The 22986-nt window shown below is 61.5% G+C and carries 24 protein-coding genes and 1 pseudogene; 7 read left to right on the top strand and 18 right to left on the bottom strand.

Annotated elements, in window-relative coordinates; genetic code table 11:
* Positions 1-2: 2 nt before the first annotated feature.
* A complete protein-coding gene (locus AUR04nite_RS02315; RefSeq protein WP_141361546.1) occupies positions 3-1202 on the bottom strand; it encodes a pyridoxal phosphate-dependent aminotransferase in 1200 nt (399 codons plus the stop codon).
* A complete protein-coding gene (locus tag AUR04nite_RS02320; protein WP_141361548.1) occupies positions 1202-1687 on the bottom strand; it encodes a carboxymuconolactone decarboxylase family protein in 486 nt (161 codons plus the stop codon). Before AUR04nite_RS02320 ends, AUR04nite_RS02315 begins: the two co-directional genes overlap by 1 nt.
* A gap of 142 nt (positions 1688-1829) precedes the next feature.
* On the opposite strand from AUR04nite_RS02320, the gene AUR04nite_RS02325 reads away from it, so the two are divergent.
* Together AUR04nite_RS02325 and AUR04nite_RS02330 are read left to right on the top strand one after the other, a co-directional pair.
* A complete protein-coding gene (locus AUR04nite_RS02325; RefSeq protein WP_246055322.1) occupies positions 1830-2171 on the top strand; it encodes an SdpI family protein in 342 nt (113 codons plus the stop codon).
* 150 nt (positions 2172-2321) lie between these two features.
* Positions 2322-3026 (top strand): hypothetical protein, encoded by a 705-nt coding sequence (locus tag AUR04nite_RS02330; protein WP_141361557.1) that lies wholly within the window; start codon positions 2322-2324, stop codon positions 3024-3026.
* A gap of 70 nt (positions 3027-3096) precedes the next feature.
* Here the strand turns inward: AUR04nite_RS02330 and rlmN are convergent, their stop codons facing one another.
* From rlmN to AUR04nite_RS02365, 7 genes are all read right to left on the bottom strand, one after another.
* Complete coding sequence (gene rlmN, locus AUR04nite_RS02335; protein ID WP_246055289.1) at positions 3097-4395, bottom strand: 23S rRNA (adenine(2503)-C(2))-methyltransferase RlmN; 1299 nt, start codon at positions 4393-4395, stop codon at positions 3097-3099.
* A 68-nt stretch (positions 4396-4463) separates the two neighbouring features.
* On the bottom strand, positions 4464-5570 hold the full coding sequence (locus AUR04nite_RS02340) for an FAD-dependent oxidoreductase (RefSeq protein WP_141361559.1): 1107 nt from the start codon (positions 5568-5570) through the stop codon (positions 4464-4466).
* Positions 5563-6276, bottom strand: a complete 714-nt coding sequence (locus AUR04nite_RS02345; protein WP_141361561.1) for a methyltransferase domain-containing protein — start codon at positions 6274-6276, stop codon at positions 5563-5565. The genes AUR04nite_RS02340 and AUR04nite_RS02345 overlap by 8 nt, the downstream gene beginning before the upstream one ends.
* A 3-nt stretch (positions 6277-6279) precedes the next feature.
* Positions 6280-7395, bottom strand: coding sequence for a type III polyketide synthase (locus tag AUR04nite_RS02350; RefSeq protein WP_141361563.1), 1116 nt, complete (start codon positions 7393-7395; stop codon positions 6280-6282).
* A gap of 75 nt (positions 7396-7470) precedes the next feature.
* Positions 7471-8136, bottom strand: a complete 666-nt coding sequence (locus AUR04nite_RS02355) for a GOLPH3/VPS74 family protein (RefSeq protein WP_141361565.1) — start codon at positions 8134-8136, stop codon at positions 7471-7473.
* A gap of 18 nt (positions 8137-8154) precedes the next feature.
* Positions 8155-9318, bottom strand: coding sequence for a hypothetical protein (locus tag AUR04nite_RS02360; protein ID WP_141361567.1), 1164 nt, complete (start codon positions 9316-9318; stop codon positions 8155-8157).
* A gap of 28 nt (positions 9319-9346) precedes the next feature.
* On the bottom strand, positions 9347-10090 hold the full coding sequence (locus AUR04nite_RS02365) for a sulfite exporter TauE/SafE family protein (RefSeq protein WP_141361569.1): 744 nt from the start codon (positions 10088-10090) through the stop codon (positions 9347-9349).
* A gap of 100 nt (positions 10091-10190) precedes the next feature.
* Here AUR04nite_RS02365 and AUR04nite_RS02370 point away from each other — a divergent pair, with 100 nt between their 5' ends.
* Positions 10191-11366: an FAD-dependent oxidoreductase gene (locus AUR04nite_RS02370; protein ID WP_141361571.1), complete on the top strand. Its 1176-nt coding sequence runs from the start codon at positions 10191-10193 to the stop codon at positions 11364-11366.
* Between the two features lie 24 nt (positions 11367-11390).
* Here the strand turns inward: AUR04nite_RS02370 and AUR04nite_RS02375 are convergent, their stop codons facing one another.
* The gene (locus AUR04nite_RS02375; protein ID WP_141361573.1) at positions 11391-11690 is read right to left on the bottom strand and encodes a MerR family transcriptional regulator; all 300 of its coding nucleotides are present in this window, start codon (positions 11688-11690) and stop codon (positions 11391-11393) included.
* A gap of 127 nt (positions 11691-11817) precedes the next feature.
* Between AUR04nite_RS02375 and AUR04nite_RS02380 the strand changes: the two genes are divergently transcribed.
* Together AUR04nite_RS02380 and AUR04nite_RS02385 are read left to right on the top strand one after the other, a co-directional pair.
* Positions 11818-12252: an Hsp20/alpha crystallin family protein gene (locus tag AUR04nite_RS02380; RefSeq protein WP_141361575.1), complete on the top strand. Its 435-nt coding sequence runs from the start codon at positions 11818-11820 to the stop codon at positions 12250-12252.
* 393 nt (positions 12253-12645) lie between these two features.
* Positions 12646-12903, top strand: coding sequence for a hypothetical protein (locus AUR04nite_RS02385; RefSeq protein ID WP_141361577.1), 258 nt, complete (start codon positions 12646-12648; stop codon positions 12901-12903).
* Between the two features lie 136 nt (positions 12904-13039).
* Here the strand turns inward: AUR04nite_RS02385 and AUR04nite_RS02390 are convergent, their stop codons facing one another.
* On the bottom strand, positions 13040-14563 hold the full coding sequence (locus AUR04nite_RS02390) for an APC family permease (protein WP_141361579.1): 1524 nt from the start codon (positions 14561-14563) through the stop codon (positions 13040-13042).
* A 685-nt stretch (positions 14564-15248) separates the two neighbouring features.
* On the opposite strand from AUR04nite_RS02390, the pseudogene AUR04nite_RS18235 reads away from it, so the two are divergent.
* Positions 15249-16661, top strand: a pseudogene (locus tag AUR04nite_RS18235) (DUF4411 family protein).
* A 169-nt stretch (positions 16662-16830) separates the two neighbouring features.
* Here AUR04nite_RS18235 and AUR04nite_RS02405 read toward each other — a convergent pair.
* Together AUR04nite_RS02405 and AUR04nite_RS02410 are read right to left on the bottom strand one after the other, a co-directional pair.
* A complete protein-coding gene (locus AUR04nite_RS02405) occupies positions 16831-17853 on the bottom strand; it encodes an agmatine deiminase family protein (protein ID WP_218024616.1) in 1023 nt (340 codons plus the stop codon).
* A complete protein-coding gene (locus tag AUR04nite_RS02410; RefSeq protein ID WP_141361581.1) occupies positions 17846-18826 on the bottom strand; it encodes a nitrilase-related carbon-nitrogen hydrolase in 981 nt (326 codons plus the stop codon). Before AUR04nite_RS02410 ends, AUR04nite_RS02405 begins: the two co-directional genes overlap by 8 nt.
* Before the next feature lie 143 nt (positions 18827-18969).
* On the opposite strand from AUR04nite_RS02410, the gene AUR04nite_RS02415 reads away from it, so the two are divergent.
* The gene (locus AUR04nite_RS02415) at positions 18970-19578 is read left to right on the top strand and encodes a TetR/AcrR family transcriptional regulator C-terminal domain-containing protein (protein WP_141361583.1); all 609 of its coding nucleotides are present in this window, start codon (positions 18970-18972) and stop codon (positions 19576-19578) included.
* On the opposite strand, the gene AUR04nite_RS02420 is transcribed toward AUR04nite_RS02415, so the two are convergent.
* From AUR04nite_RS02420 to AUR04nite_RS02435, 5 genes are read right to left on the bottom strand one after another with little or no spacing between them, the layout of a single operon-like run.
* On the bottom strand, positions 19575-20648 hold the full coding sequence (locus AUR04nite_RS02420; RefSeq protein ID WP_170184051.1) for a signal peptidase I: 1074 nt from the start codon (positions 20646-20648) through the stop codon (positions 19575-19577). The two genes, AUR04nite_RS02415 and AUR04nite_RS02420, sit on opposite strands and share 4 nt — an antisense overlap.
* Before the next feature lies 1 nt (position 20649).
* Positions 20650-21228 (bottom strand): hypothetical protein, encoded by a 579-nt coding sequence (locus AUR04nite_RS17815; RefSeq protein WP_170184052.1) that lies wholly within the window; start codon positions 21226-21228, stop codon positions 20650-20652.
* Positions 21225-21833 carry a hypothetical protein gene (locus tag AUR04nite_RS02425; protein ID WP_141361587.1) on the bottom strand — a complete coding sequence of 203 codons (609 nt, stop codon included), beginning with the start codon at positions 21831-21833 and terminating at the stop codon, positions 21225-21227. Before AUR04nite_RS02425 ends, AUR04nite_RS17815 begins: the two co-directional genes overlap by 4 nt.
* Positions 21830-22399 carry a signal peptidase I gene (locus AUR04nite_RS02430; protein WP_246055291.1) on the bottom strand — a complete coding sequence of 190 codons (570 nt, stop codon included), beginning with the start codon at positions 22397-22399 and terminating at the stop codon, positions 21830-21832. Before AUR04nite_RS02430 ends, AUR04nite_RS02425 begins: the two co-directional genes overlap by 4 nt.
* Complete coding sequence (locus tag AUR04nite_RS02435) at positions 22396-22986, bottom strand: hypothetical protein (RefSeq protein ID WP_141361589.1); 591 nt, start codon at positions 22984-22986, stop codon at positions 22396-22398. Before AUR04nite_RS02435 ends, AUR04nite_RS02430 begins: the two co-directional genes overlap by 4 nt.

A 22986-nucleotide genomic window follows, 5' to 3' on the forward strand; every position in this document is an offset into this window, starting at 1 on the left:
AGTTAATGCTCAGGCTGCAATGACTGGGAGATAAAACCGTCGACGCGTTCAAGTGCCTCGGCCACCCTGTCATAGCCTGCCGCGAACGACAGGCGAATGAAGTGCTGGCCCTCAAAGGGATCGAAATCGCCGCCCGGAGTCAACGCGACATGCACAGCTTCCAGGACTGCGCGGCAAAATGCACTGGCAGAGCCAAAACGATCCAGGATTTTCGGACCGAGCCGGCCATAGAGGTAGAAGGCCCCGTCGGCCGGGGCAGCCTCTTCAATTCCGAACTTGTCGAAGTTTCCCAAAACCAGGTCGCGCGTTGCGGCAAAATCTGCGACCCTGCGCTGGGCCTCCGCGATGCTCGCAGGCTCAAACGCCGCTACCACTGCACACTGGGCAGGGGCCGGCGCGCAGAGGGCAAGGTTGGAGGCCAACGCGTCGACCGTTGTCACGAGGTCGTCAGGAACGATCATCCATCCCAGGCGCCATCCGGTCATGCCCCAGTACTTGGAGAATGATGAAACGACGATCGAGTTGCGGGAAAACTCCCATGAGGTGTGTCCCCGCCGCTCAGAGACGAACTCGATACCGTGATAGATTTCATCGCTGATCAGGCGCACCTGGTGTTCTTCGCACCAGTCGCTCAACGCCTCCAGCTCTTGGGCGCTGAACATGGTTCCCGTGGGGTTGTTCGGAGAGGCAATCACCAGCCCGTCCAGACCACCATGTTCGGCATAGGCCCGTTCAAGAATTTCAACTGTTGGCTGGAATCTCTGCTCGGGACCGGTAGGAAGGTCTATGACATCCAGCCCCAACGCTCCGAGGATATTCGCATAGGCCGGGTAGCCTGGACGCGCCAGCGCTACCTTGTCTCCGGCGTCGAAGGCCGCCAGAAAGGCCAACTGAAACGCTCCGGAAGAACCGGTCGTCATGACAAAATTCCGTGCCGGAATTTGAACGCCATAGCTGCGGAAGTAGTGTGAAGCCAGCGCCTCTCGGGTCTGCGCCAACCCCGCAGTCGCCGTGTAGCCGAAGTCGGCACCCTGCTCATGCAGCTGAGCGGCCAGCTGGTTAACTGCCGTGGGTGCCCCGCCGCCCGGCTCCCCGACGCACAGCGAGATCACGTCATGCCCGGCGGCACGCAGGTGCGCAACTTCCTCGACAATCTGCATGACCTCGAACGGTGGCACCTGGCCGCGCTGTGAAACCTTCATTACTTGGCCGACTTCCCCAGTTCGCGCTCCTTGACGGGGTGGCGCGAAAGGATCGAGATGCGGTTAAAGGCATTCATCGCCACCGCAATCCACTGGATTGCGGCAACCTGCTCGTCGCTGAGCACCAAGCGTGCGGTGGCCACGGCGGCAACGCGTTCTTCAGAGCTTGGCAGATCGGTGGCTGCCTCGGCCAGGCCAAGGGCTGCGCACTCTTCCTCGTCGAACAGCCCTCCGCACTCATTCCACGTGCTCAACAGGTTGATCCGCTGCATGCTCTCACCGGCGGCCATGGCGCGGCGGGCATGTAAGTCAAGGCAAAAAGCGCACCCGTTGATTTGCGAAACCCTGAGGTTGACGAGTTCTGCGATGCGGTCGCTAATGCCGGCCGCTTGGTAGGACTTGGTGACCTGATTGGCGAACTTCCCAATGGAGTTCCACAATTCGGGGTTGGTCTTGTCGAGAAATAGTGGGTCTGAGACTGCCATACCTGAACCTTACCTGTGGCGCTGACATTCCAGCCATTTAGCATCCAGATGCAACGATTGGCCATTAATATTCATAGCTGTTTCACTTCACCCGGCGTTACCTTGGCACTAGGCAGCAAAGTTAGAGAAGCCGGTGAACGCCATGCAGATACCCAACGGGTTACTTCCACTGATCATAATCATGCCTCTGGTGCTGTTCTTCTCGGCAGTCTCCTGCCGGGCGGCAGCCTCGGGAAAACTGACGCAAAACCATCTTGCGGGTTACCGCTTCCCTGCGTTATTAGCGTCTGACAAAGCTTGGAAGGCCGGACACGAAGCTGCCTACCGTCCTTCGGTGTTTGGCTTCTTCGGCGCCGCCTTGGCCGCCATCGGGATTTTCACCATTCATCCGCTGCTGATCCTTGTCGAAATTCTGTGCTTCATTCTTGGCCTTGGCTCGGCAATCACCTCAGCACTCAAGGCCGCCCAGGACGTTGGCTTCTAGGTTTCCCTGCCACTTGGGATCCAGCAGAAATTTTCTTTTAATATATCTGCGAAATAGATCAATCACAGTTCTCTTGTGTGTAAGATCAATTTATCGCTTCCATCCATTGAGATGAATAATTGCGACACGATCTTACTCGTTGGAGGAAACATGAAACGTACCAAAGCACTAGGTTTCACTTCGCTGGCGCTGGCATCTGCACTGGCATTGGCAGGCTGTTCAGGCAGCGGGGATAAAGCTGGTGAAAGCACGACTCCTTCGCCAACTGTTTCCTCGACGACTTCGGAAAGCCCCGTGACTACCGATGCTTCCCCGACCGAGAGCAGCTCCCCCACCGAGTCGGCAAGCGAATCGAGCACTGAGTCCGCCGAGGCTGATGCGAAGCAGGCGGACAACGGCAAACTGAAGATCTACAAGGCGACCTCTCCGAGCTACACCGACACCGTCATGGGCCATAAGTTCCAGGTCACCGGGGTCGCCCTGGACTTCAAGGGCGAAGGTGAATTCGCCGAAGCACCGGGCAAGGACACCTACGTCGCAGTACAGTACAAGGTCACCGCCGGCGACAAGTACTTCAACGGCACTTCCTGCACCAACACCAAGCTGGCTTCCACCGACTCGCCATACCCTCGCGGAGATTCAACCAGCATCCAGAAGAAGGCAATGGAAAAGGCCGGGCTGACTCCAATGGGAACAGTGCGCCAGGGCGAAAGCACCGAGGGATGGTGCCTCTACTATGTCCCGAATCCAACCACCGACAACCTCACCGCGAACTACTCCCGGCTCGCAATGAAGGATTCAAAGAAGACCTACAAGGAAGAATCCAAGGATCTGAAGATCACCGTGGAGAAGTAGACCCCTTCCGCAGCAACAACAATGGCAGGGCAGAAGAATTAATCTTCTGCCCTGCCATTGTTGTATAAAACTACTTGTCGCCGTCGGCGGCCAACTGGCCGCAGGCGCCGTCGATCTCCTTGCCGCGGGTGTCGCGCAGCGTGGTTGGGACGCCCAGCTCGTCAAGGCGGCGCACGAACTTGGACGTGATGTCAGGCTCGCTGCGGGTCCAGATGGAGCCCGGCACCGGGTTCAGCGGAATCGGGTTCACATGCACCCAGCCGCGGCCGCGGGCATTGAGTTTTTTGGCAAGCATTTCGGCGCGCCACTCGTGGTCGTTCATGTCCTTGATCAGCGCGTACTCAATGGAGACGCGGCGTCCGGTCTTCACGTAGTAGTCGTAGGCGGCATCCAGCGCCTCGTCGACCTTCCAGCGCGAGTTCACCGGGATCAGTTCGTCACGCAGCTCGTCATCCGGAGCATGCAGCGACAGCGCGAAGGTGACAGGAACGTTCTCGTCGGCCAGCTTGCGGATGGCCGGCACCAGGCCCACGGTGGAGACGGTGATGCCGCGGGCGCTCATGCCCAAGCCTTCGGGAACGTCGGCGACCATGCGGTGCACCGCGTTCATGACGCGCTTGTAGTTGGCCAGCGGCTCGCCCATGCCCATGAACACGATGTTGCCCACGCGCTCGTCCGGATGCTTCTGCCCGCCCAGGCCGCCTTCCGCGATGACGCGGTTAGCCTGGACGATCTGGTCCAGGATTTCGGCGGTGGACATGTTGCGGGTCAGACCCGCCTGGCCGGTGGCGCAGAACGGGCAGTTCATGCCGCAGCCGCACTGCGAAGAGATGCACAGGGTGATGCGGTTCGGGTAGCGCATCAGCACCGACTCGACCAGCGAGCCGTCGAACAAGCGCCACAGGAACTTGATGGTCTTGCCGTCATCGGTGGTCAGCCGCTTGACCTCGGTGAGCAGGGTCGGGAACATGGCATCGACCAGTTCTTCGCGGCCGTTCTTGGGCAGATCGCTCATCTTGGCCGGGTCGGTGGTGTAGTGCTGGAAGTAGTGCACCGAAAGCTGCTTGGCGCGGAAAGCCGGAAGGCCCAGTTCTTTCAGCTTCTCCTGGCGCTCGGCAAGGGTGAGGTCTGCAAGGTGCACCGGCGGCTGGGAGACACGGCGCTTGGTGGTGAACTGCAGTTCCGGGCGGCCGTCGGCGCCCATTTCCTGCTTCCAGCCTTCAGCTGTAGGGATTACCTGCGCACGGCCCTCGGCCTCGGCACGGGACTTGGAAATGCGCAGCTGCTGGGCGCGCTGGGCCGCGGCCTGCTCTTGACGCAGGGCCTTGCGCTCATCGGCGGAAAGTGTGGTGGAGTTGCTGGAAGTCATCACCATCCATTGTTTCATGTATTCGCGCAGATCTCTCGGTGAGTTTGGGCACCACTTGGCAAAGGCGCCTAGGGGGACATGGTGAAGCTTTTGGCCACCGCGAGATGGACGCGTTCGGACGAGGCAGCCAGCCGGAACATGGCATCGCGCAAGGGCAGCGACCAGCAGGGCGCCGGCCTGCCGAGAAACATGTTGATCCGGGCCCGGCGGGCCGCGGCGCGGGCGGCCGCCAACCTGAACAGGGACAGTTCCTCCAGCCCGCTGCCCTGCTCCATGGCCTGGGACAGCGCCTGCGCGTCAGCCAACCCCAGGCACAGCCCCTGCCCGCCGATCGGGCTGATCTGGTGCGCGGCATCCCCCAACAGCACCACCCGCCCCTGGGCCATCGAGGAGGCAAAGCGCGTCGCGGTGGTGAAGTTGCTGTGCATGCTGCAGCGCTCCGGATCCACGATGAACCCGGTGCGCCGGGCCACCTGGCGGGCGAGCCCGGCGCTAGTCCCGCCGCAGCCCGCAGGATCCGTGCGCACGACCCAGCGCCGCAGGCCGCCGGGCAGCGGAAAGGATTCGACGATCCCCTCGGAATGCAGGAACAACGCCGCCGTATGCCGCAGCCCTGTCGTGTCCGGGAAGTCGCCCATGCTGTAGCGGTCCGGGTGCGCTTTTCCATGGAAGCCGATGCCCAGCTGGGCGCGGACCTGCGAGTGCACCCCGTCGGCCCCAACCAGCCATCGTGCCCCATGCTTGGATCCGCCTGCGCTGAATTCCACGTGGCGCCCGGATAGTGCAGATACCGATTCGAAGGCGCAGCCGGTTTCCAGCGCCCCGGGGGCCAGCTGCCGCAGCCGGGCCCGCAGCAGGGACTCGGTCTGCGCCTGCGGCAGCGAGAGGATCTGCGGGTATTCGCCGCCCAGCACGCTGAAGTCCATGGCGCCGATGAGCTTGCCGCGCGAGATGCCCAGACCGCGCCGGATGGGGACTCCCAGCGCCTGCAGCTGCTCGCCGATGCCCAGGGAAGCAAGAATCTGCTGTGCCGGGGGATGCAGCCCGATGGCCCGCGAATGGGTGCTCGGCGTGCTGCGCTGCTCGAAGACTCTGACGCGCTGGCCTCTCAGTGCCAGAAATATCGCCAGCGACAGGCCCACGGGGCCGGCGCCGATGACCGCCGCATCATCCATCGCGATCCGGCCGCCAGGTCAACAGGTTGCGGTAGGGCCTGCCCGCCTCGACCTGCCAGCCTGGCCGCGCCAGCTGCGCAAGCTCTGCGGCGGTGAAGCTGCGCCGGATGGACGTCAGCCCGTCGCGGCGGATGAACGATGTTCCCGCCAGCGGCAGGGTTGCCGCCCCAAAGAGGCCCAGCGCAGCCCGCGAGCGCCTGATGTCGCTGTGGACTGCCACCTCCGTGCACAGCTTTTCGCTGTCCGCCATCAACTGCTGCAGCTCGCCCGGGTGCAGGTGGTGCATCAGGTGGTTGGAGATCACGACGTCGAAGGCCGCCCCTTCAGCCGCCAGCTGGGTGCTGTTCTGGCGGTGGAATTCCACTGCCTGGCGCGGCAGCCCGCGGCTCAGGGCCGCCGCCCGGGCAAAATCAATGGCCCGCGGATCCGGATCGATGCCGCGCACGGCGACGCTGAATCCGTCGGCCAGCGCCCTGCGGTAGAGGTCCACGGCGATATCCCCGCCTCCGCAGCCGATGTCGAGGATTCGTGCCTGGCGGCGGCGTTGAAGCACGGGGCGGATGAACTGCTCGTAGTTCTTCCGCCAGCCGCCGACGGCCCGGTTCACCAGCGGGAATTGCGCATAGGTGCGACGCAGGAGGCGTTCGCTGCAGTCGGGCCGGTCCATTTCTTCGATGGCGGCGTCGTCTCTGGGCAGTGCGCGCATCGGCTACTCCTGGTTCAGGGTGAACAGCCCGGTTTCCACGGTCAGGCCGGGTCCAAAGGCCATGGCGCAGACCTTCTCCGGCGGCTCCCGGCGCGCAGATTCGACGATGTCCTTCAAGACGAACAGGACGGTGGCGCTGGACATGTTGCCGTAGTCCCGCAGCACGCGGCGTGCCGGGGCCAACTGTTCATCGGTCAGTTCCAGTCGTTTCTGGATGCGGTCCAGGATTGCCCTGCCGCCGGGGTGGATGCCCCAGTGGCGGATCTCTGAAACAGGGATATCCCGCTGACCGTTGTGCAGCAGGGGCTGCAGGGCGCCGGTGATGTTCTCGTCGATAATATGCGGGACGTAGGTGCCCAGCACCATCTCAAAGCCGTGGTCGCCGATATTCCACGCCATGGCCTCCTCCCCCACCGGGGTCAGCGTGGTCTGGAAATCCTCGATGGCCAGCCCCGAGTGCTCCCCGCTGGACACCACCGCGGCGGCCGCACCGTCGGCAAAGATCGCCGAGCCCATGATGGTATCGGGGTCGTTGGAGCTGTGCACATGCAGGGTGCACAGTTCGGCGCTGACCACCAGGACCACTGCCTTCGGGTCGGCGCGGCAGAAGTCCCAGGCAGCACGCAGTGCGGGGAAGGCCGCATAGCAGCCCATGAAGCCCAAGTGGTGGCGCACTGTGCTGGGCTTCAGGCCAAGTTCGCGGACCAGCTGGTAGTCGGGTCCGGGGTTGTAAAACCCGGTGCAGGAGACGGTGATGACATGGGTGATATCGCCTGGCGACAGGTCCGGGCAGGCTTCCAGGGCCCGGCGCGCGGCCTGGATGAACAACTGCGGCGCGTGGCGGACGTAATGCTGGTTGCGCTGCCTGGTGGTGGGAGAGAGCAGCGCTCCGGTAGTGCGGTCATAGAAGGTCGGTTCCTGCGGCACCGGGGTGCTCGCGTCGAACTCGGCGACGCAGCTGTAGCGGGTGCTGATCGCCGCCGAATCAAAGGATGTATGGATCAGCCGCCGGCCCAGCCTCGTCAGGTGTTCCTGGGCGGCAAAGACGTCTCGGATCTCGCTTTGGCCAAGCTTCACGGCGGGGATGCTGGTTTGAATCGTTCGAATCGTCACTGGCATGCCCCGAGACTACGATGCGCCGCCGGCAACTGGAACAGCTTCGGCAAATTGCCAGCTAGTCAGCGTGCCGTGTGCCTAGACGGAGCCTCCTGCTATGCCCGGCATAATCACGGTGGTCATCAGCACCGTATTCATCGCGGCCACCGCCTTGCCCACGGCATCGCCGGTGGGAGAATTCTGCGCGAGGTATTTGATCCTCTCCTTGGCCTGTTTCCTGTTCAGCGGCGCCAGCTCCATGGCAAGCACCTTAGGTGCCAGGTCAAGCCCCTGCAGAATCGACAGCAGCGTCACGTCTTCCAACTCCGGTTCTTTTTCGCCGTGGATCGCGGCCCGAAGCGAGGCGCGGATCTGTGCTTCCAGTTCGGGCTTGAGCACCACTGCCCGTTCCTTGCCCAGACCGAAGAAGCCGCGTTCCCCGTACTCGACGATTCCCGCGGAGGCCAGCGAATCGGTGACCAAGCGGATGTCGCACAGGTTGGAGATGGTGACCACCGATTCAAGGCGCTTGCCGTGCTTCTTGGCGAGCTTGGCCAGCGCGGCGGCAAGCAGCGGATCAGTGCAGGGGCCCTCATCGAGAACAAGGACCCGGGGGCGCTTCTCATCCGTCAGTTCAATGCGGCCGGCAAGCATGAGGTCGCTGAGCACGGCGGCGTTCATGCCGTAGCCCATCTGGGCCATCACCGACTCGGGCTTCCCGTCGTCCTTGGTCAACAGCAGGTAGAGCATCTGGCAGAGCATCATGGCTCCAGCCTAGCCACTTCACGCGCCCTTGTGCAGATACGGGTCGTCGACCTCGATGCCGTGCGACGCATGCGGGCGCCGACGGTCCCTGATCATGGCCGCAGTGGTGCGGATGAACACCGAGATCCAGGTGAAGAGGATTGCCACGGCAGACAGTTCAAAGCCGGTCAGGTTGTAGTAGGACCACGAGTCCCACAGCAGGAACGCCAGCCAGAGCGCGCCCACCGCGGACAGGGACATCAGGTGGAAGACCGCCGGGTGGCCGGGCAGCAGCACCCAGGTCCCCACCAGCAGGATCACCATGGCGCCCGAGGCCAGTTGGACGAACGCAGAATGCACCAGCGGGGCAAGGTCCATCGGCACGCTGCCAACCCCGATGACTCCAATGGACACGGCGATCAGGCACCAGCGCACCACGCGCGGCCGGGGCCGCAGCTTGCGGATCATCGGGTAGCGTTCAAGGCTCGGACGGCATCGATAGGCCTGAGACAGCACCACCAGGTCGCGGGTGAGGAATTCGGTGAAGGCTACAAGCACCAGCCCTGAAATCACCATCGTGGTATTGAAGGTCCAAAATGAGCCGAGCCCGGAATCCGAGGTCCCCAGGGCGGAGAACATGCCCTTCCACCAGCCCTGGTTTTCGGCCAGAAGCATGCTGAGCAGCACGCCGGCAGCCATGTAGATTCCAAGGACCACCGACAGGTTCTCTGCATTGGTGCGCGCCGTGGCGACCAGGCACAGGTAGGAGCTCAGGCCGCTGATCGCGGCGACAAACAGGGAGCTAGAGAGCACATCCAGGTGCAGGCCGAAGAAGGCTTGGCTGAACAGGTAGGTCACCACCAGGATGATCATGACGGTGCTGGCGACGTGGACAAGTATCAGGCCCAGCCCCACCACATACTGCCGCCATGTGGGAATGGCCCGCAGCCAGGCTTCGCGGCGGCGCAGCAGCCTGCGGAAGGCATAGGCGCTGGAGGTGCCGGCGGAAACCGCCCCGGTCACCGAGGCAACGCCGCCTACAGACAGCCCGCCGAAGAGCAGCGGGCTCGCCCCGGCAAAGATGATCATGCCCACGGCCATGCCGAACAGCGCGCAGAACAGCCCTGCCCACAGCGCATAGCGCTCGATGTCGAGCTCTGTGACGCGGTGGACCTTCAGGTTCTTTTCGGCTGGTGGCTGCACATGGTCCATTCTTCCATGCACCGCCGGGCTAGCTCAGGTGGCGGATTCCATTGACCAGCAGGCTGATGGCTCCGGAGAACGCAACCAGCACCACGAAGGCGCGGCTGAACTTCGGCGGGATCTTCGGTGCCAGGAAATTACCCAGCAGGATGCCCAGGACCAGGGCGCCGAAGCAGGCGATCCACTGCGCCACTGACAAGTCCGGGATGCCACCCTTGGCGATCAGCGAGGACGAAGAGACCACAAGGAAGTACAACTGCACCGAGATCGCGAACTTCGCCTGCGGCCACCGGCTCGCCACCGCGTAGCCGGCAATGGCTGGGCCTGAAACTCCGGCGGTCACCGACATGAATCCGGAGACTGCGCCGGCTCCGATCGCCAGGCCATTGCTCTGCGCGGCGGGAAGATTGCGGATCAGGAAGCTGGAACCCAGGGCGAGGATCACCATGACTGCAATGCCGATGGACAGCCACGGCCCGTCCATTTTCGAGGCGACCCAGGCTCCGGGGAAAGTCATCAGCACTGCCGGGACCAGCAGCAGCGCGACCTTCTTGTACTCCACCTGCCTGAAAACCTGCAGGAAGATCAGCAGGCTGCTGCAGGCGCCGAGCAGGTTGACCACCATGATGCCGTGGTACGGACCCAGCGCCATGACGATGAACGGCGAGGACACCAGGGCAAAACCCATGCCGGAGATCCGCTGCGTGGATGCGCCCAGGAAGACAGCGGCCGCCAGGCCGAGCACTGCACTAAGTTGTACCGCCTGATCCACGCAGCCTCCGATCCCAAAAAACCAACCACTATTACGGTAGTCGACAAGGTAGATAGGAAACGAATGGAATCAGGTAGCCTCCCGGAAATAAGCTGGAGCCATGAACGCAGACACCGAGTACCTGGTCATCGGCGGCGGGGCCATGGGCTCGGCAACCGCCTACTTCCTTGCCGCGGCTGGCCGTGAGGTGGTGCTGCTTGAACGCTTCGAGCCCGGCCATGTGCAGGGAGCCTCGCACGGCAGCACCCGCAACTTCAACCCGGCCTACGACCACCTGGACTATGTGCGCCTGCTGCAGCGCTCGCATCTGCTCTGGGACGAGGTCTCGCAGCGGGCAGGCGTCGAACTGCTCAGGCGCACCGGACTGGTCAACCACGGCGATGTCCCCGGCCAGCGGGCCATCCACCAGGTGCTTCCGCGGGCTGGATTCACCAGCGAGCTGCTGGGCATCGACGAGGCCCAGCAGCGTTTTGCCGGCATGCGCTTTGAAACCGAGGCCCTGTTCATCAAGGAAGGCGGCCAGATCAATGCTGACAAGGCGGTGGCGGCCTTCCAGCAGATTGCCGCGGCCCGGGGCGCACAGGTTATCCACGAAGCGCGGGCCCTGAGCATCGACGTACTTGATGAGAACCTGGTCTCCGTGCTCGTCCGGCAGTCCTCCGGCGAGCGCACCATCACTGCCCGGCATCTGGTCGTCGCCGCCGGCGCGTGGACGCAGCGGCTGCTCGGCCATGCTGTTGCGCTGCCGAAGATCCACGTCACCGAGGAACATCCGGTGCATTTCGCTCTCAAGAATGAAGTTGCCTTCTGGCCGGGCTTCAATCACACCCTCGATCCTGCCCGGGACATCGGCTCCAAGGTGTTTGCTCCGGTCTACGGCATGCACACCCCCGGCGAAGGCATCAAGGTCGGATGGCACGGTTCGGGGAACATCATCGATCCGGAGCACCGCCCGCACCGGGTCATCCAGGAGCAGATCGCCGCCCTGCAGGACTATGCCGCCCGCTGGCTGCCGGGGGTGGACTCAGAATCCTTCGAGCCGGTCTCCTGCACCTACGCGAATACCGAGGACGAGCATTTCATCCTCGACCGCTTCGGGCCGGTCACCGTGGGCGCGGGCTTCAGCGGCCACGGGTTCAAGTTCGTTCCCGCCATCGGCGAGCACCTGGCGCAGCTGGCCAGCGGGAAGACCGGGGCCATCCCCGCATTCAGCGCCTCGCGGATCATCGACAACCCGGTGTTCCTAAACCGAAGGGCTGAAGCCGGGTTGGAGTAGTGCGTGGGAGCCGCGGCCCACTGCCTAGCCGCGCGTTCTTTTGCCCAACTTCTGTCGGAGCACTTCATTTTCGGCTTCCAGTTCAAGAATGATGCCGATGCCTGCCAGGTTCACTCCACGGTCGATCAGCGCAGAAATTTGTTTCAGCCTGGCCAAGTCTTCTCCGCCATACCTTCGGGTGCCGCCTGCGGTGCGCGTCGGGGTGATCAAGCCGCGCAGCTCATAGAGCCTCACCGTCTGGACGCTCACGCCCACGCTCTGGGCCGCTGCGGCGATTGAATGAACCGCTCTGGCGCTCTCAATACCGGTTAAATTTTTTGTCATTTTTCACCTTGGATTGCTTGCTCCCTCGATGACCTCCATGCTATAAAATCTACATCGTTAGACATAGATCTAACGGAAAGTGAATTGCACCATCACGAGGCGTCAAGCAGGAAAGGAATGAGTTCAGATGATGCAGACCGAGGTACTTCGCGATTTTGACCGCTTGGTACAGCGTGCTTTCAACACCCAGCTCAGCACCGAGCCCGTCCACCCCATGCCGATGGAAGCATGGCGGGACGAAGACGGATTCCATGCCGAGTTCGATCTTCCAGGAGTCGACGATGGCCAGATTGACATGGCAGTCGAAAAGAACATCCTGACGATCCGCGCCGAACGTGCCAAGCCCGAAGGCAGGCAGCACATCACCGGCTCGGAACGGCTCTGGGGCCACTTCACGCGAGAGCTCGTGCTCGGCGACAGCCTAGACACCGAGAGCATCCAAGCCTCCTACGTTGATGGCGTGCTGCGTGTGGACATCGCCCTGGCAGAGAGCGCCAAGCCCCGCCGCATCCACGTGGCCGCAGCCAAGCATGCCCAAGATCCTAAAGAGATCACCAGCTAACTACCCAGTCTCCTTGTGAACACCTAAGGGAGATGAAGTGCCATGCCAGCCCTCACGCACTCGGCGTTCGACCCGCTGGTCGTTGATGACGAACTGCTTTTGGCCATGTACGAGCTCGAGCTTTCGACAGCAGCACGTCAAGACCAGCCGCCCCGGGCGCGCAAATACTGCGCGACCGGCGGTGTTCCGCGGCCCAGTCAGCGGTGTCCGGAAGAAGTGTTCGCTGATGGTGCGGGTGAACAGTCCTTACACAGACCCAAGCCCTTGCGGGTCTACTCTCGTTCACCTCCACCACTCCTCTCCTGAGGGGAGAACTTGAAAAGTGGTCTGTAGGGGTGCGCCCGAACAGTACCGGGCGCACCCCTGGCGGTCATACCAGAAAGGAAACGCGCTATGCGCCAAACATTGCTACATCTGCATCTGGACGATGAACAGATCGATGATCTGAATTCGGCGCTATGCACCTACCGGGATCACTTCATCGAACTTGCCGAGTCCAGCATGGACGCTGTCACCCCGCTGGCCCAGGAGAACGCCAAATACTGGCAAGACAAAGTCCGCCAGGTACAAGAGCTGATCGACAAGATCAATGACGAGCTCTATGGACATCAGGAAAGAGGCAGCGCCAGAAAACCCAGTGCGGCCATCTAGCCGGATAGGCCCACGTGATAGCCGAAGCCGGCATGGCCATGCATTGGCCGCCGAACGGAAAAATGCCATTGGCATCCACTGGAGATGAAACTCGTCCTGAGAGTATTCACCAGCGGGTGCCAATGGCATTGCTGACTTAGGCGTTCTCTTCCACCTTCACATACCTGGTTTCAGGCTTCGAGGTGTAGAAGGACTCGCGGCGCTTGCGCGCACCGATCAGGAATACCGCGCCGAGCAGCAGGATGCCTGCACCCACCAGGAACACCAATCCCATGCCGCCGATCTCGGTGCCCGAGCCGTAGGCGGGATCCAGCGAGTCGACGATGGTCTGGCCGAACACCGCCACCAGCGCAATGCCTCCCAGCAGCGGCGCCAGCCCGCGGGTGAAGAAGTTGCGCGCCGAGGCGAACAGCGTGTGCCGGAAGTACCAGACGCAGGCGAACGCGGTGATGCCGTAGTAGAAGCAGATCATCATGCCCAGCGCCAGGATCGTATCATTGAGCACGTTCGTGGACACGAAGCGCATCAGCGCGTAGAACCCGGTGGAGATCACCGCCGCGACAATCGTGGAGAAGGCAGGGGTTCCGAACTTCGGGTGGATGCGGGTGAAGGCCTGCGGCAGCGCGCCGTGGTGGCCCATGGCCAGCATGGAGCGGGCCGGCGAAATCATGGTGGACTGCAGCGAAGCGGCGCAGGAGGCCAAGGTGGCCAGCGAGAGCAGGATCGCCGCCGGGCCCATGACCGGACCGGCCAAGGCTGCGAAGACATTGCCGATGCTCTCGGGGTTCGCCAGGCCCAGCCCGGTGTCCCCCACGCCGGCGTAAACCGTGGCGGCCACGGAAGTCAGCAGGTAGATGCCCAGCACGATCACCGCGGTGAACCCGGCGGCCAGGCCGGAGGTGCGCTCGCCGTTCTTGGTTTCTTCGTTCATCGACAGGCAGACGTCCCAGCCCCAGAAGGCGAAGATCGACAGGCTCAGGCCGATGGCCATGGCGGAGAAGGAGTCGATGCCCATCGGGTTGAACCACTCGAAGGAGAAGTCGACAGCCGGGGCGGCCTTGGAGAAGGCGGCGATGGAGAACCACACCAGCAGCACTACCTGGAAGCCGACCAGCAGGTACTGCACCAGCGAGGCCGCATGCAGGCCGCGCACCGAAACCCACGTGGCGCCGAGCATGAATACCAGGCAGGTGGCCACGTTGATCCACGGGTTCGCCGCCAACTCGGCCAGCGAATCATTGCCGGTGAGCTGGGCGAGGAACAGGTAGAAGAAGTCCACCGCCACGCCGGCCAGGTTGGAGAGCACGATGATGTTCGCCGCCAGCATGCCCCAGCCGCCCATCCAGCCGGCGCGCGGCCCGAAAGCCCGCCATACCCAGGTGAAGGTGGTGCCGTTGTCAGGCATGGCGCGGTTCAGCTCGCGGTAGCCCAGGGCCACCAGGAACATCGGGATGAACCCGACGATGAAGATTGCCGGCAAGTGCGTGCCCACTGCTTCGGCGGTGGGGCCGAGCGTGCTTGCCACCACATAGCTCGGCGCAATGGTGGAGACGCCGATGACGATTGCGGTGAACAGGCCGATCTGCCCCGCGGTCAGGCCCTTGCCGGTCTCGGTGACCGGGGTGGTGCTCAGCTTGCTGGTCTTCGCCGCGCCGTTCATCGAACAGCCTGTTCGTCGGCGCAGTGTGCGAGTGCGTCCATCATCGGATCCTCCAGGAACTAAAACGAATGAAATTCATTTACGATGATAGGTTGTGACCCAGCTCTCAGGCAAGAGGAAAACGAATTTCGTTCGTATAATTTTCTTGACGCGGCGATCCAGTCGTCAGCTCTTCAAAACTCCGGCACGACAGGGGCCCAAGTACTCCTCGGCTCCAGTCACTCATCTGCCATAGGATCCGCCCAATCTTTCACATCTCTCGGCTGAGCCGAACCACGTCTCGCTGTTACCATATATAGAAGAGAAAACAGTACTGATCCGATGCCCGGTGACTTCAAAAGCATCGCTCATCAGCTTGTAGCCGTCGCGCCGAACTGGACGGCTTTATCAAATCATCCATCGATGCCAACTTCGGTCCGCGAGCATTGCACCTTGCAGCGAGGAGGAAGCAGCTATGACAGCTTTATATGTCGATGTTGCCCCCAGCCTTCTCCGCTGGGCTGTTGCCCGTGCCGGCTGGGATGCGGAAACCACCGCACGCCGAGCACCGAAATTTGACGACTGGATTGAAGGCAGAAAGCGCCCCACTTTCAAGCAGATCGAAAAGTTCGCCAATGACACCCACGCTCCCCTGGGGCTGCTCTTTCTGAAGGAACCTCCGGTTGAAACAGTTCCGATTCCAGACATGCGCACGTTGGGTAACGAGCGGCTCTCCCAACCATCTGCAGATCTGCTCGACACCATATACCTTTGCCAGGAACATCAAGACTGGTACCGAGACTACGCAATCGAACAAGGTGCCGAAAAACTATCGTTCGTCGGTTCCTCTTCGGCAGCCGATGACCCAGAAATCGTTGCCGGCTTTATTCGGAAGGCACTGCGCTTCGAACCATCCACGCGCGCTGAATTTCCTACGTGGGAGGAATCTCTCCGCCAGCTGATCATCCGAATTGAAGAGCTCGGTGTTCTCGTCAAGGTCAGTGGCATCGTCGGCTCCAACACGCAACGCAAGCTCAAGACCGATGAGTTCCGAGGGTTCGTACTCGCCGATGAAATTGCGCCGCTAATCTTCGTCAACGGCGCTGATACCAAAGCCGGACAGATCTTCACGCTCATTCACGAGTTCGCTCATCTATACCTCGGTGAGAGCGCGCTCTCCGATTCCGCACTAGGTAGGCCCAGCACCTCCACACATGAACTCTGGTGCAATAAAGTAGCCGCCGAAGTGCTAGTTCCTCGCGCCTTGCTCAGCAAGGACTTCACCGGCACCGTGACCAGTGAAGAGTTGAACAGGCTGGCTCGACGCTACAAGGTCAGCACTCTCGTAGTCCTCAAGAGCATCTTCGATGCGGGCTTCCTGACTTGGGAACAGTATCAAGAACACTACAGTGACGAATTCAAGCGGATCATGGAGCTAGTGGCCGCTCGCAAGTCTGAGAGCGGTGGGAATTACTACTACACCCAACCCATTCGGCTAAGTCGCCAGTTCGCTCAGGCAGTACTCTCTAGCACTTTGCAGGGAGAGACGACATTTCGCGATGCCTACCAGATGCTGGGAACCAAAAAAACACGAGACGTTCATGGGTCTAGCGGAACAGCTGGGGGTCGCCTGATGTACCTCGTGGATGCAAACGTCCTCATCGAAGCGAAGAACCGCTACTACGCATTCGATATTGCGCCCGGGTTCTGGGCTTGGTTGGACCAAGCCCATGCCCAGCATCTAGCCTGCTCAATCGAGGCGGTACGCCAAGAACTATTAGCCGGAGCTGACGAGTTGTCCCAGTGGGCCAGGGCACGCCCTGATTTCTTCCGTCCTATGGATGCTCAGACGGTAGCCCAATTTTCGGATCTCACCACCTGGGCGCAAAGCAGGCAGTACCAGCAGTCGGCGCTCAACGCATTCACTGGCAACGATGCAGATTACCTTTTGATCGCGCATGCATGAGCCCACGGCCACACGGTGGTCACTCACGAGATTCCTCAGCCAAACTCAAAGAAACGTGTACTGATTCCAGACGCATGCACAGCCATGGGCGTCGAGTATGCCAACACATTCACGATGCTGCGCAAGACCAAAGCCCGCTTCAACCTCAGCTAAACGAAGCGCATCGACGAGGCTGTCCCTCCTAAAAACGAAAGCCGCATGAACTGCGCTCTTGCCAGGGCAGGCAGTGGTTCGTCCCTGCCTTAAAGGGCACAGCGGCGGAGCGCGCCCGCAAAGGGGCGCGCTCCACCGCTGGTAATGATCCTGCGTGCGTTCGGCTCGCCTAGACCGCAGGAACCTGCTGGGTAATGCAGTGGATTCCGCCGCCGCGCGCGTAGAGCTCGGTGGCGTCCACGGCCACGACCTCGCGGCCTGGGTAGGCGTCGGCGAGGATCTTGGCCGCAACTGCATCATTCTCGTCGTTGAATGCGCAGGCGATCACGCCGCCGTTGGTGACCAGGTGGTTGATGTAGGAATAGTCCACCCAGCCTTCCTCGTCGCGCAGGGTCTTCGGCGCAGGGACGCCGATCAGCTGCAGCTTGCGGCCCTTGGCATCCGTTGCGGCCTCCAAGGTGGCGCGCACCTGGGCGGAGATCTCGAAGTCCGGGTGCTCCGGGTTCTGCTGGTCGTGGTACAGCACCACGCCGGGGGCCGGGAAGCAGGCAACGATGTCCACGTGCCCGCGGGTGCCGAACTCCTCGTTGTCGCGGGTCAGCCCGCGGTCCAGCCAGATGACCTTCTCTACGCCCAGCTGCGTAGCGAACTCCGCTTCGATGTCAACCTCAGTTGCATTCGGGTTGCGCCCTGGATCAAGCTGCACGCTGCGGGTGGCGAGCATGGTGCCCTCGCCGTCCACATGGATGCCGCCGCCCTCGTTGGTGATCGATGCCTGCACGCGGGTGGTGCTTTCAAGCTCCGCCACCGCGGCGGCGATCTTGGAGTCCTTGCCCCAGGCGGCCCAGGACTGGGCGCCCCAGCCGTTGAAGTTCCAGTCGATGGCCGCCAGTGCGCCGTTGCCATCGCGCACGAAGGTCGGGCCGATGTCGCGCATCCATGCGTCATCCAGCTCGCGCAGCTCGTAGGCCACCGCATCGCCCAGATGGCGGCGGGCGTCGGCCTCGGCCGATGGGTCGACCACCATGGTCACCGGGGTGAACTTTGCGACGGCGCGGGCGACGTTAGCCCAGGTGGTGCGTGCCGCCTCGGCGTCCTCCGCGGTATCCCCCAGCGTGTAGCCGCTGGACGGGAAGGCCATGTAAATGCGCTCGTGAGCTTCGGTTTCCGCCGGCATGAAGAACTTAGACATGAGAGTCTTCCTTCTGCTCGCCGAGCTCCGAGTCATTGCGCTGCTGCGTCATGGCCGCGTAGGTCTCCGGGCGGCGGGTGCGCAGGAACGGGAAGAGGGTCAGCCAGTCACGGCGTGCATCCAGGTCAAGGGTTGCCACCAGCACTGCCGACTCGTCGCGCGGTGCGCGGGCCAGGATGCGGCCGTAAGGGTCAGAGATGAAGGAAGAGCCGTAGAAGGTCAGCGCACCCTCTTCGCCCCAGCGGTTTGGAACCACCATGAACAAGCCGTTGGCGATGCCGTTGCCGACGATGGTCTGGCGCCACAGCGGCTCGGTGTCGAAGTCCGGATGGTCCGGCTCGGAGCCGATGGCGGTCGGGTAGGCCAGCAGGTCGGCACCCGCCAGCGAGTAGATGCGCGGAGGCTCGCTGAACCATTCGTCCCAGCAGGTCGGCAGGCCCATGGCCAGATCGCCCAGGGCTTCGATCTTGTGGACCGGGTACGGATCTTCGACAGGGCCCTCGCGGAAGTACTTGTCTTCGTAGTAGCCGGCGGTGCGCGGAATGTGCAGCTTGTTGGTCAGCGCGACAATCTCACCCTCAGGGGAGACGACCACGGCGGTGTTCAGGCCCAGGCCGTCCTCGGCCGGCGCCTTGCGGAACAGCGAGATGTGCACGTGCAGGTTGTACTTGGCAGCCATTTCGCGGGCGAAGGCCACGGTGGGGCCGGTCTCAAGATCCTCGGCGGTCTCGTCGGCGGCTTCAGGATTCGGCACCACGAAGGCAGGGTACTTACTCAGGGTCACTTCTGGCAGGTAGACGATCTGCGCACCATGGGATGCGGCACGGGAAATGCCGTCTTCCAATTCGCCGCGCAGTTCCTGCGGATCCTCATGCCAGCGGTGCTGGACCAGCGCAACGGTGATTTCGCCGCGCTCTGGAGCCTCAACGCGAGCCAGCGACTCCGGAGCGGTGAGTGCAAGTATTTCCTTCATGGGGTGCTCTCCAAGAATTTAAACGAATATGATTCGTTTAAAACTATAGGCAGGCTTCGACCCGCGCGCAAGGGTTAAACGAATGTTTTTCGTTTAAGTTCGATATGCTCTAATCAGCAGGAAATCCAGGAAGGCTGAAAACCATGGCACGCCCCTCAAAGCCAAAGCTCAATACCGACATCATCGCCAAGGCGGCGCTGGCACTGGTGGACAAGCATGGAGAATTCACCCTTCCGCAGCTGGCCAAGGCGCTGTCGGTCAGCGCCTCCTCGCTGTACAACCATGTGCAGGGTAAAGATGAGATCGTCGAGCTCATGCGCGGCCACGCCATGTCAGCCATCAAGCTGCCCGAGGCCCAAGACGGGGATTGGCAGCAGACGGTGCGGGACATCGCCACCGCCTATTGGGATTCCTACTCGAAGCACCCGCGGCTGATCCCCCTGCTCACCAGCCATACCGTGCGCGACCGCACCACCCTGCGCGTCTACGATGCGCTGGCCGAGGCCTTCGCCCAGGCAGGATTCGCGCCGGAGCAGCGGCTGCAAGTCATCACCATCGTCGATTCCTTTGTGCTCGGCTCCGCACTGGATGCAGCTGCTCCGGAGCAGGTATGGGAAGCCGACGATACCTCCAGCCCTCAATTCAAGGAAGCCCTGGAAGCAGGCCTGCCCCTCGCACAGCGCGCAGAGGTCACTTTCCTGATGGGTCTGGACGTGATCCTAAACGGACTCTCGGCTGTTCCGCGCGCCTAGTGCGGTGTGCAGGTCAGCCGCCTATTGGACCCCAAGAGGCCAGCAGTTGCATGCACCTGGGTGAAACTCACCGGTCTCGACTGCCACGAATCGTAATTTGCGTAGATGGCGACGGTAAACGTTCGGTCGAATCCGACCAATAGGTCAAGCAGCGCACCGAGCAGGCTATTGCTGGAAGTAATGCTCGTGCTGTAGCTGCGCACCGAAGCCGCCAACGTTTCGCTCTTGATCGCTGTGCTTCCGTTGAGCTGTCCCGTCACGAGAAAACTTGTGGGTGCAATGCCTGTCGTTCCCCAGTTGAATCTGATGGTTTCACCGTTGCCCTGAACGTTCGTGCAGGTCACATTGGCTGGTGGCGCAAGCGTTGCAGCCTGCAGGTATCCCGCAGCCCTTGCACTGCCCAAGAATGCTGCCTGGGTACTTTGCGGTGCAGGGACTTTCAACCCTATGCCTACCATGCACATCGCCACCGCACCTATAAGCAGTACGTTCCTCAGCGGTGCATGTCTTGCAGTTTTCGAATCTAGTGATGGCTTCAGCGCACCTGAGTCCTTGCGCTTCTTACTGGGCAGGTTTCTTCCATCTCCGTCGTTCGGCCCATTCTTTTGTCCCACCGCCCCAAAAGCCACGTACAACAGATAGGCGCACAACAACCCACCCAGAAAATAGGCCCACGGCTGACTCATCCAAGACACCACAGAACCCAACAGCGGAACGCTGAAGATCAGCTTATCGACCGTGGTGACAGGGTAAGGCTGTAGATCGGCAACGGGATTGGCGTCGCCTTTAAGCACCAAGCCCTCGGGAAGAATCTCAACGACCCGGTGGGTGATCCGTGCATCCGCGCTGGTCTGAACCGAAACGATGTCTCCGGCGGCAATCTCATTCACGTTTGCCGGCACCGCGATGCCCAGTGAGCCGGTCGGAATCATCGGGCCCATTGAACCGCTGGCGAACATCAACGGCTTCAATCCGAAGAGCACCGAGGCCAGGGCAAAGAACAGGCAGACGACTCCCAGCACCGCCCCCAGATTCAGCGCCGCCGACTGGATAGTTCTTTTGCTGACCATCTCAGGACCCGACCGAGGCGGTGAAAACGACGTCGATCTTCGTTGCCGCGCCCTGCAGGTTATTAGCGGCGGCCGTCGGCAACGAATACTGCACACAGTAAGTCTCCGATCCATTGGGCGCCAGCTGAGCTGGTCTGGCCGCCGGTGCGTCGAATGCCGCCCCGGATGCTTTGGAAATGACTGGTGTTCCACCGGTGCATGTTGCCGCGGGTGCAGTGCCGGTAATGCTTGCCCCGCTGCGCACCGAAACTTGCATCGCCTTCCCCAATTCATATTGGGAGGACTCGGTGATGGCACCCTGCATTGAGTAGGAGACCGCCACCGAACTGCTGTTCTTTACCGTCACCAAGGCAGCAGCGCTTGCACCCGGGTACCAATCTGTACCCGTAATCGGCACGGTGTAGGTGCTGGTGGTTGCGGAAGTAGCATTGGCCCCCACACCCAGCGACACTGTTGCCGCGGTAATGCTCGTGGTGGCCGTTGCAGTTCCAGTCCAGGCAGCTAAGGTGGTCACTGTTCCGAAACCAACAAGCAAGCCTAGGGACAGCAGCGCTTTAATCTTTGTCGATCGGTTGCTCACTCTGAGTTTCCTCTCCCGCTGGAATTATCGCCGTGCGTGCGGCAACAGACTTTGAGGCTGATCATTCCAGCAGCAGTCAGGGCTAGTCCCATGATCAGCGGCCACGAATTAAAACCTGCATCAGACAGATGATCAGGGGCCTGCGGATTTGCCTCACCTTCGGTCGAAAGTTCACTGGATCGAACTTGCAGTTGCAGTTGCTCGGTCCTGTCAGCCGACGAATTCCCGGCGTCCTCCGGCAGTTCTACCTGCAGTGCCACCCATGCCTTCTCTTGCGGTGCCAGCTGAAACCTAGATTCTCCAATGGTCGTGAATTCCATTGCCGATTCTACTTCTGGCCGTTTCGGTGTCACTGCCATTTCAACTTTGCTGGAATGGTCGTTGCGAATCCAGATACCACCGGCCAATCTGTCGCCGGGAACTAACCGGTCCGGGCCGTCAAAAATAGAGCCAGGATGGTCGGTAAAACTCCGGCCATCATTGCTGAAGCTAACTGAATTGCCGTCAGACTCGTTGGCCATGCTCGGCACAGCGGCGAGGCAGAGGGCTACCAAGGCTAGCGCAGTACTCACACCCAATTTGTTCGCCCTTTCCAGGAGATTCACGACTCCTCCTTCTTGCGGCGATCGCGTATTGCTCCAGCAAACATCACCAGGGAATAGGTCGATAAACCGACAACGGCTGTCCAAGTAAGCCAGGTACGCTGCTGTCCGGTGAGAGTTGAATTCACATAGCCGAGCCATGGCAGTGAATACCAAAGCCTTCCTCGAACTTGCTCGCTCCGCACAGGGTCATCATCAACGTTGTTTGCGTCTCCACGAGTTATCAGCCTCTTGCTGCCGTCAACCTTCGACTCGATACCCACGACTCGGTGCGTCACGACCTTCGGCTTGCCGGATTCCAGCTGATAGGTCACCACATCTCCAGCACGAATCTGATCGAAGGGCACCGGTTTGACCACGATAAATTCACCGGGCGGAAAATTAGGGCGCATGGATCCTGTCAGCACGGTATAAGTTGCCGCCCCGCCGATCCTTGGGATCACGATCATTACCGCGATCAGCAGGACCACAACAAATAGGACAAGCCAAGAAACAATTTGCCCAATCCACCAGAATGCTCCGGTCTTTGCTCGCTTGCCGTGGTGCCGCCGCAGAGTTGAGGTGTTCACAATTGCTGCCCCACGAATCTCAAGACGAGTTTCAATTTTCCACCGGAAGCCTGCTGCGAAGCATTGGAAGGAAGTGCCACACGGACGCACAGCGACTCGGACGTGTTTGCGCCCGTCCCTGCCGCGAGGACTCGGTTCTGGCTAAATTTCGTATTGCTCCCAAGCGGGCCAGAATAGAGGAGCTGGCCGGTTAGCGCGGCGTCGGCGGCGCAATCCTTCGGGTTCATTCCCGCATAAATTGAGAGCAGGCTCTGCTCAGCAAGCGACCTGTCTGCGGCGGTGGCATTGGCCGGTGCACTGACAGCGTCAACGAGGTTGTAGCGCAAGTCCACTGAGCCGGAGTTGAGAACCTCCAGGGGCGCCTGGGAGAACTTTCCCGGCCAGAGGTTTGCGTCGTCCAATTGGCTAAAGTTCAACGTGCCGCTGCTCTGGCCGCCAGCTGCCAACATCAGCTTCAACGATCCGGTAGTCATTGCACCGGCATCGATTTCATTATTGACGCGCCACGAAGCGACCGTGCCCTGGGCGCTTAGACCAAGCGCCAAGATCACGGTCGCGACAAAGAGTACTTTAAGCTGTTTCGGCAT

The sequence above is a fragment of the Glutamicibacter uratoxydans genome, assembly GCF_006539925.1.
GTDB classification, from domain to species: Bacteria; Actinomycetota; Actinomycetes; order Actinomycetales; family Micrococcaceae; genus Glutamicibacter; species Glutamicibacter uratoxydans.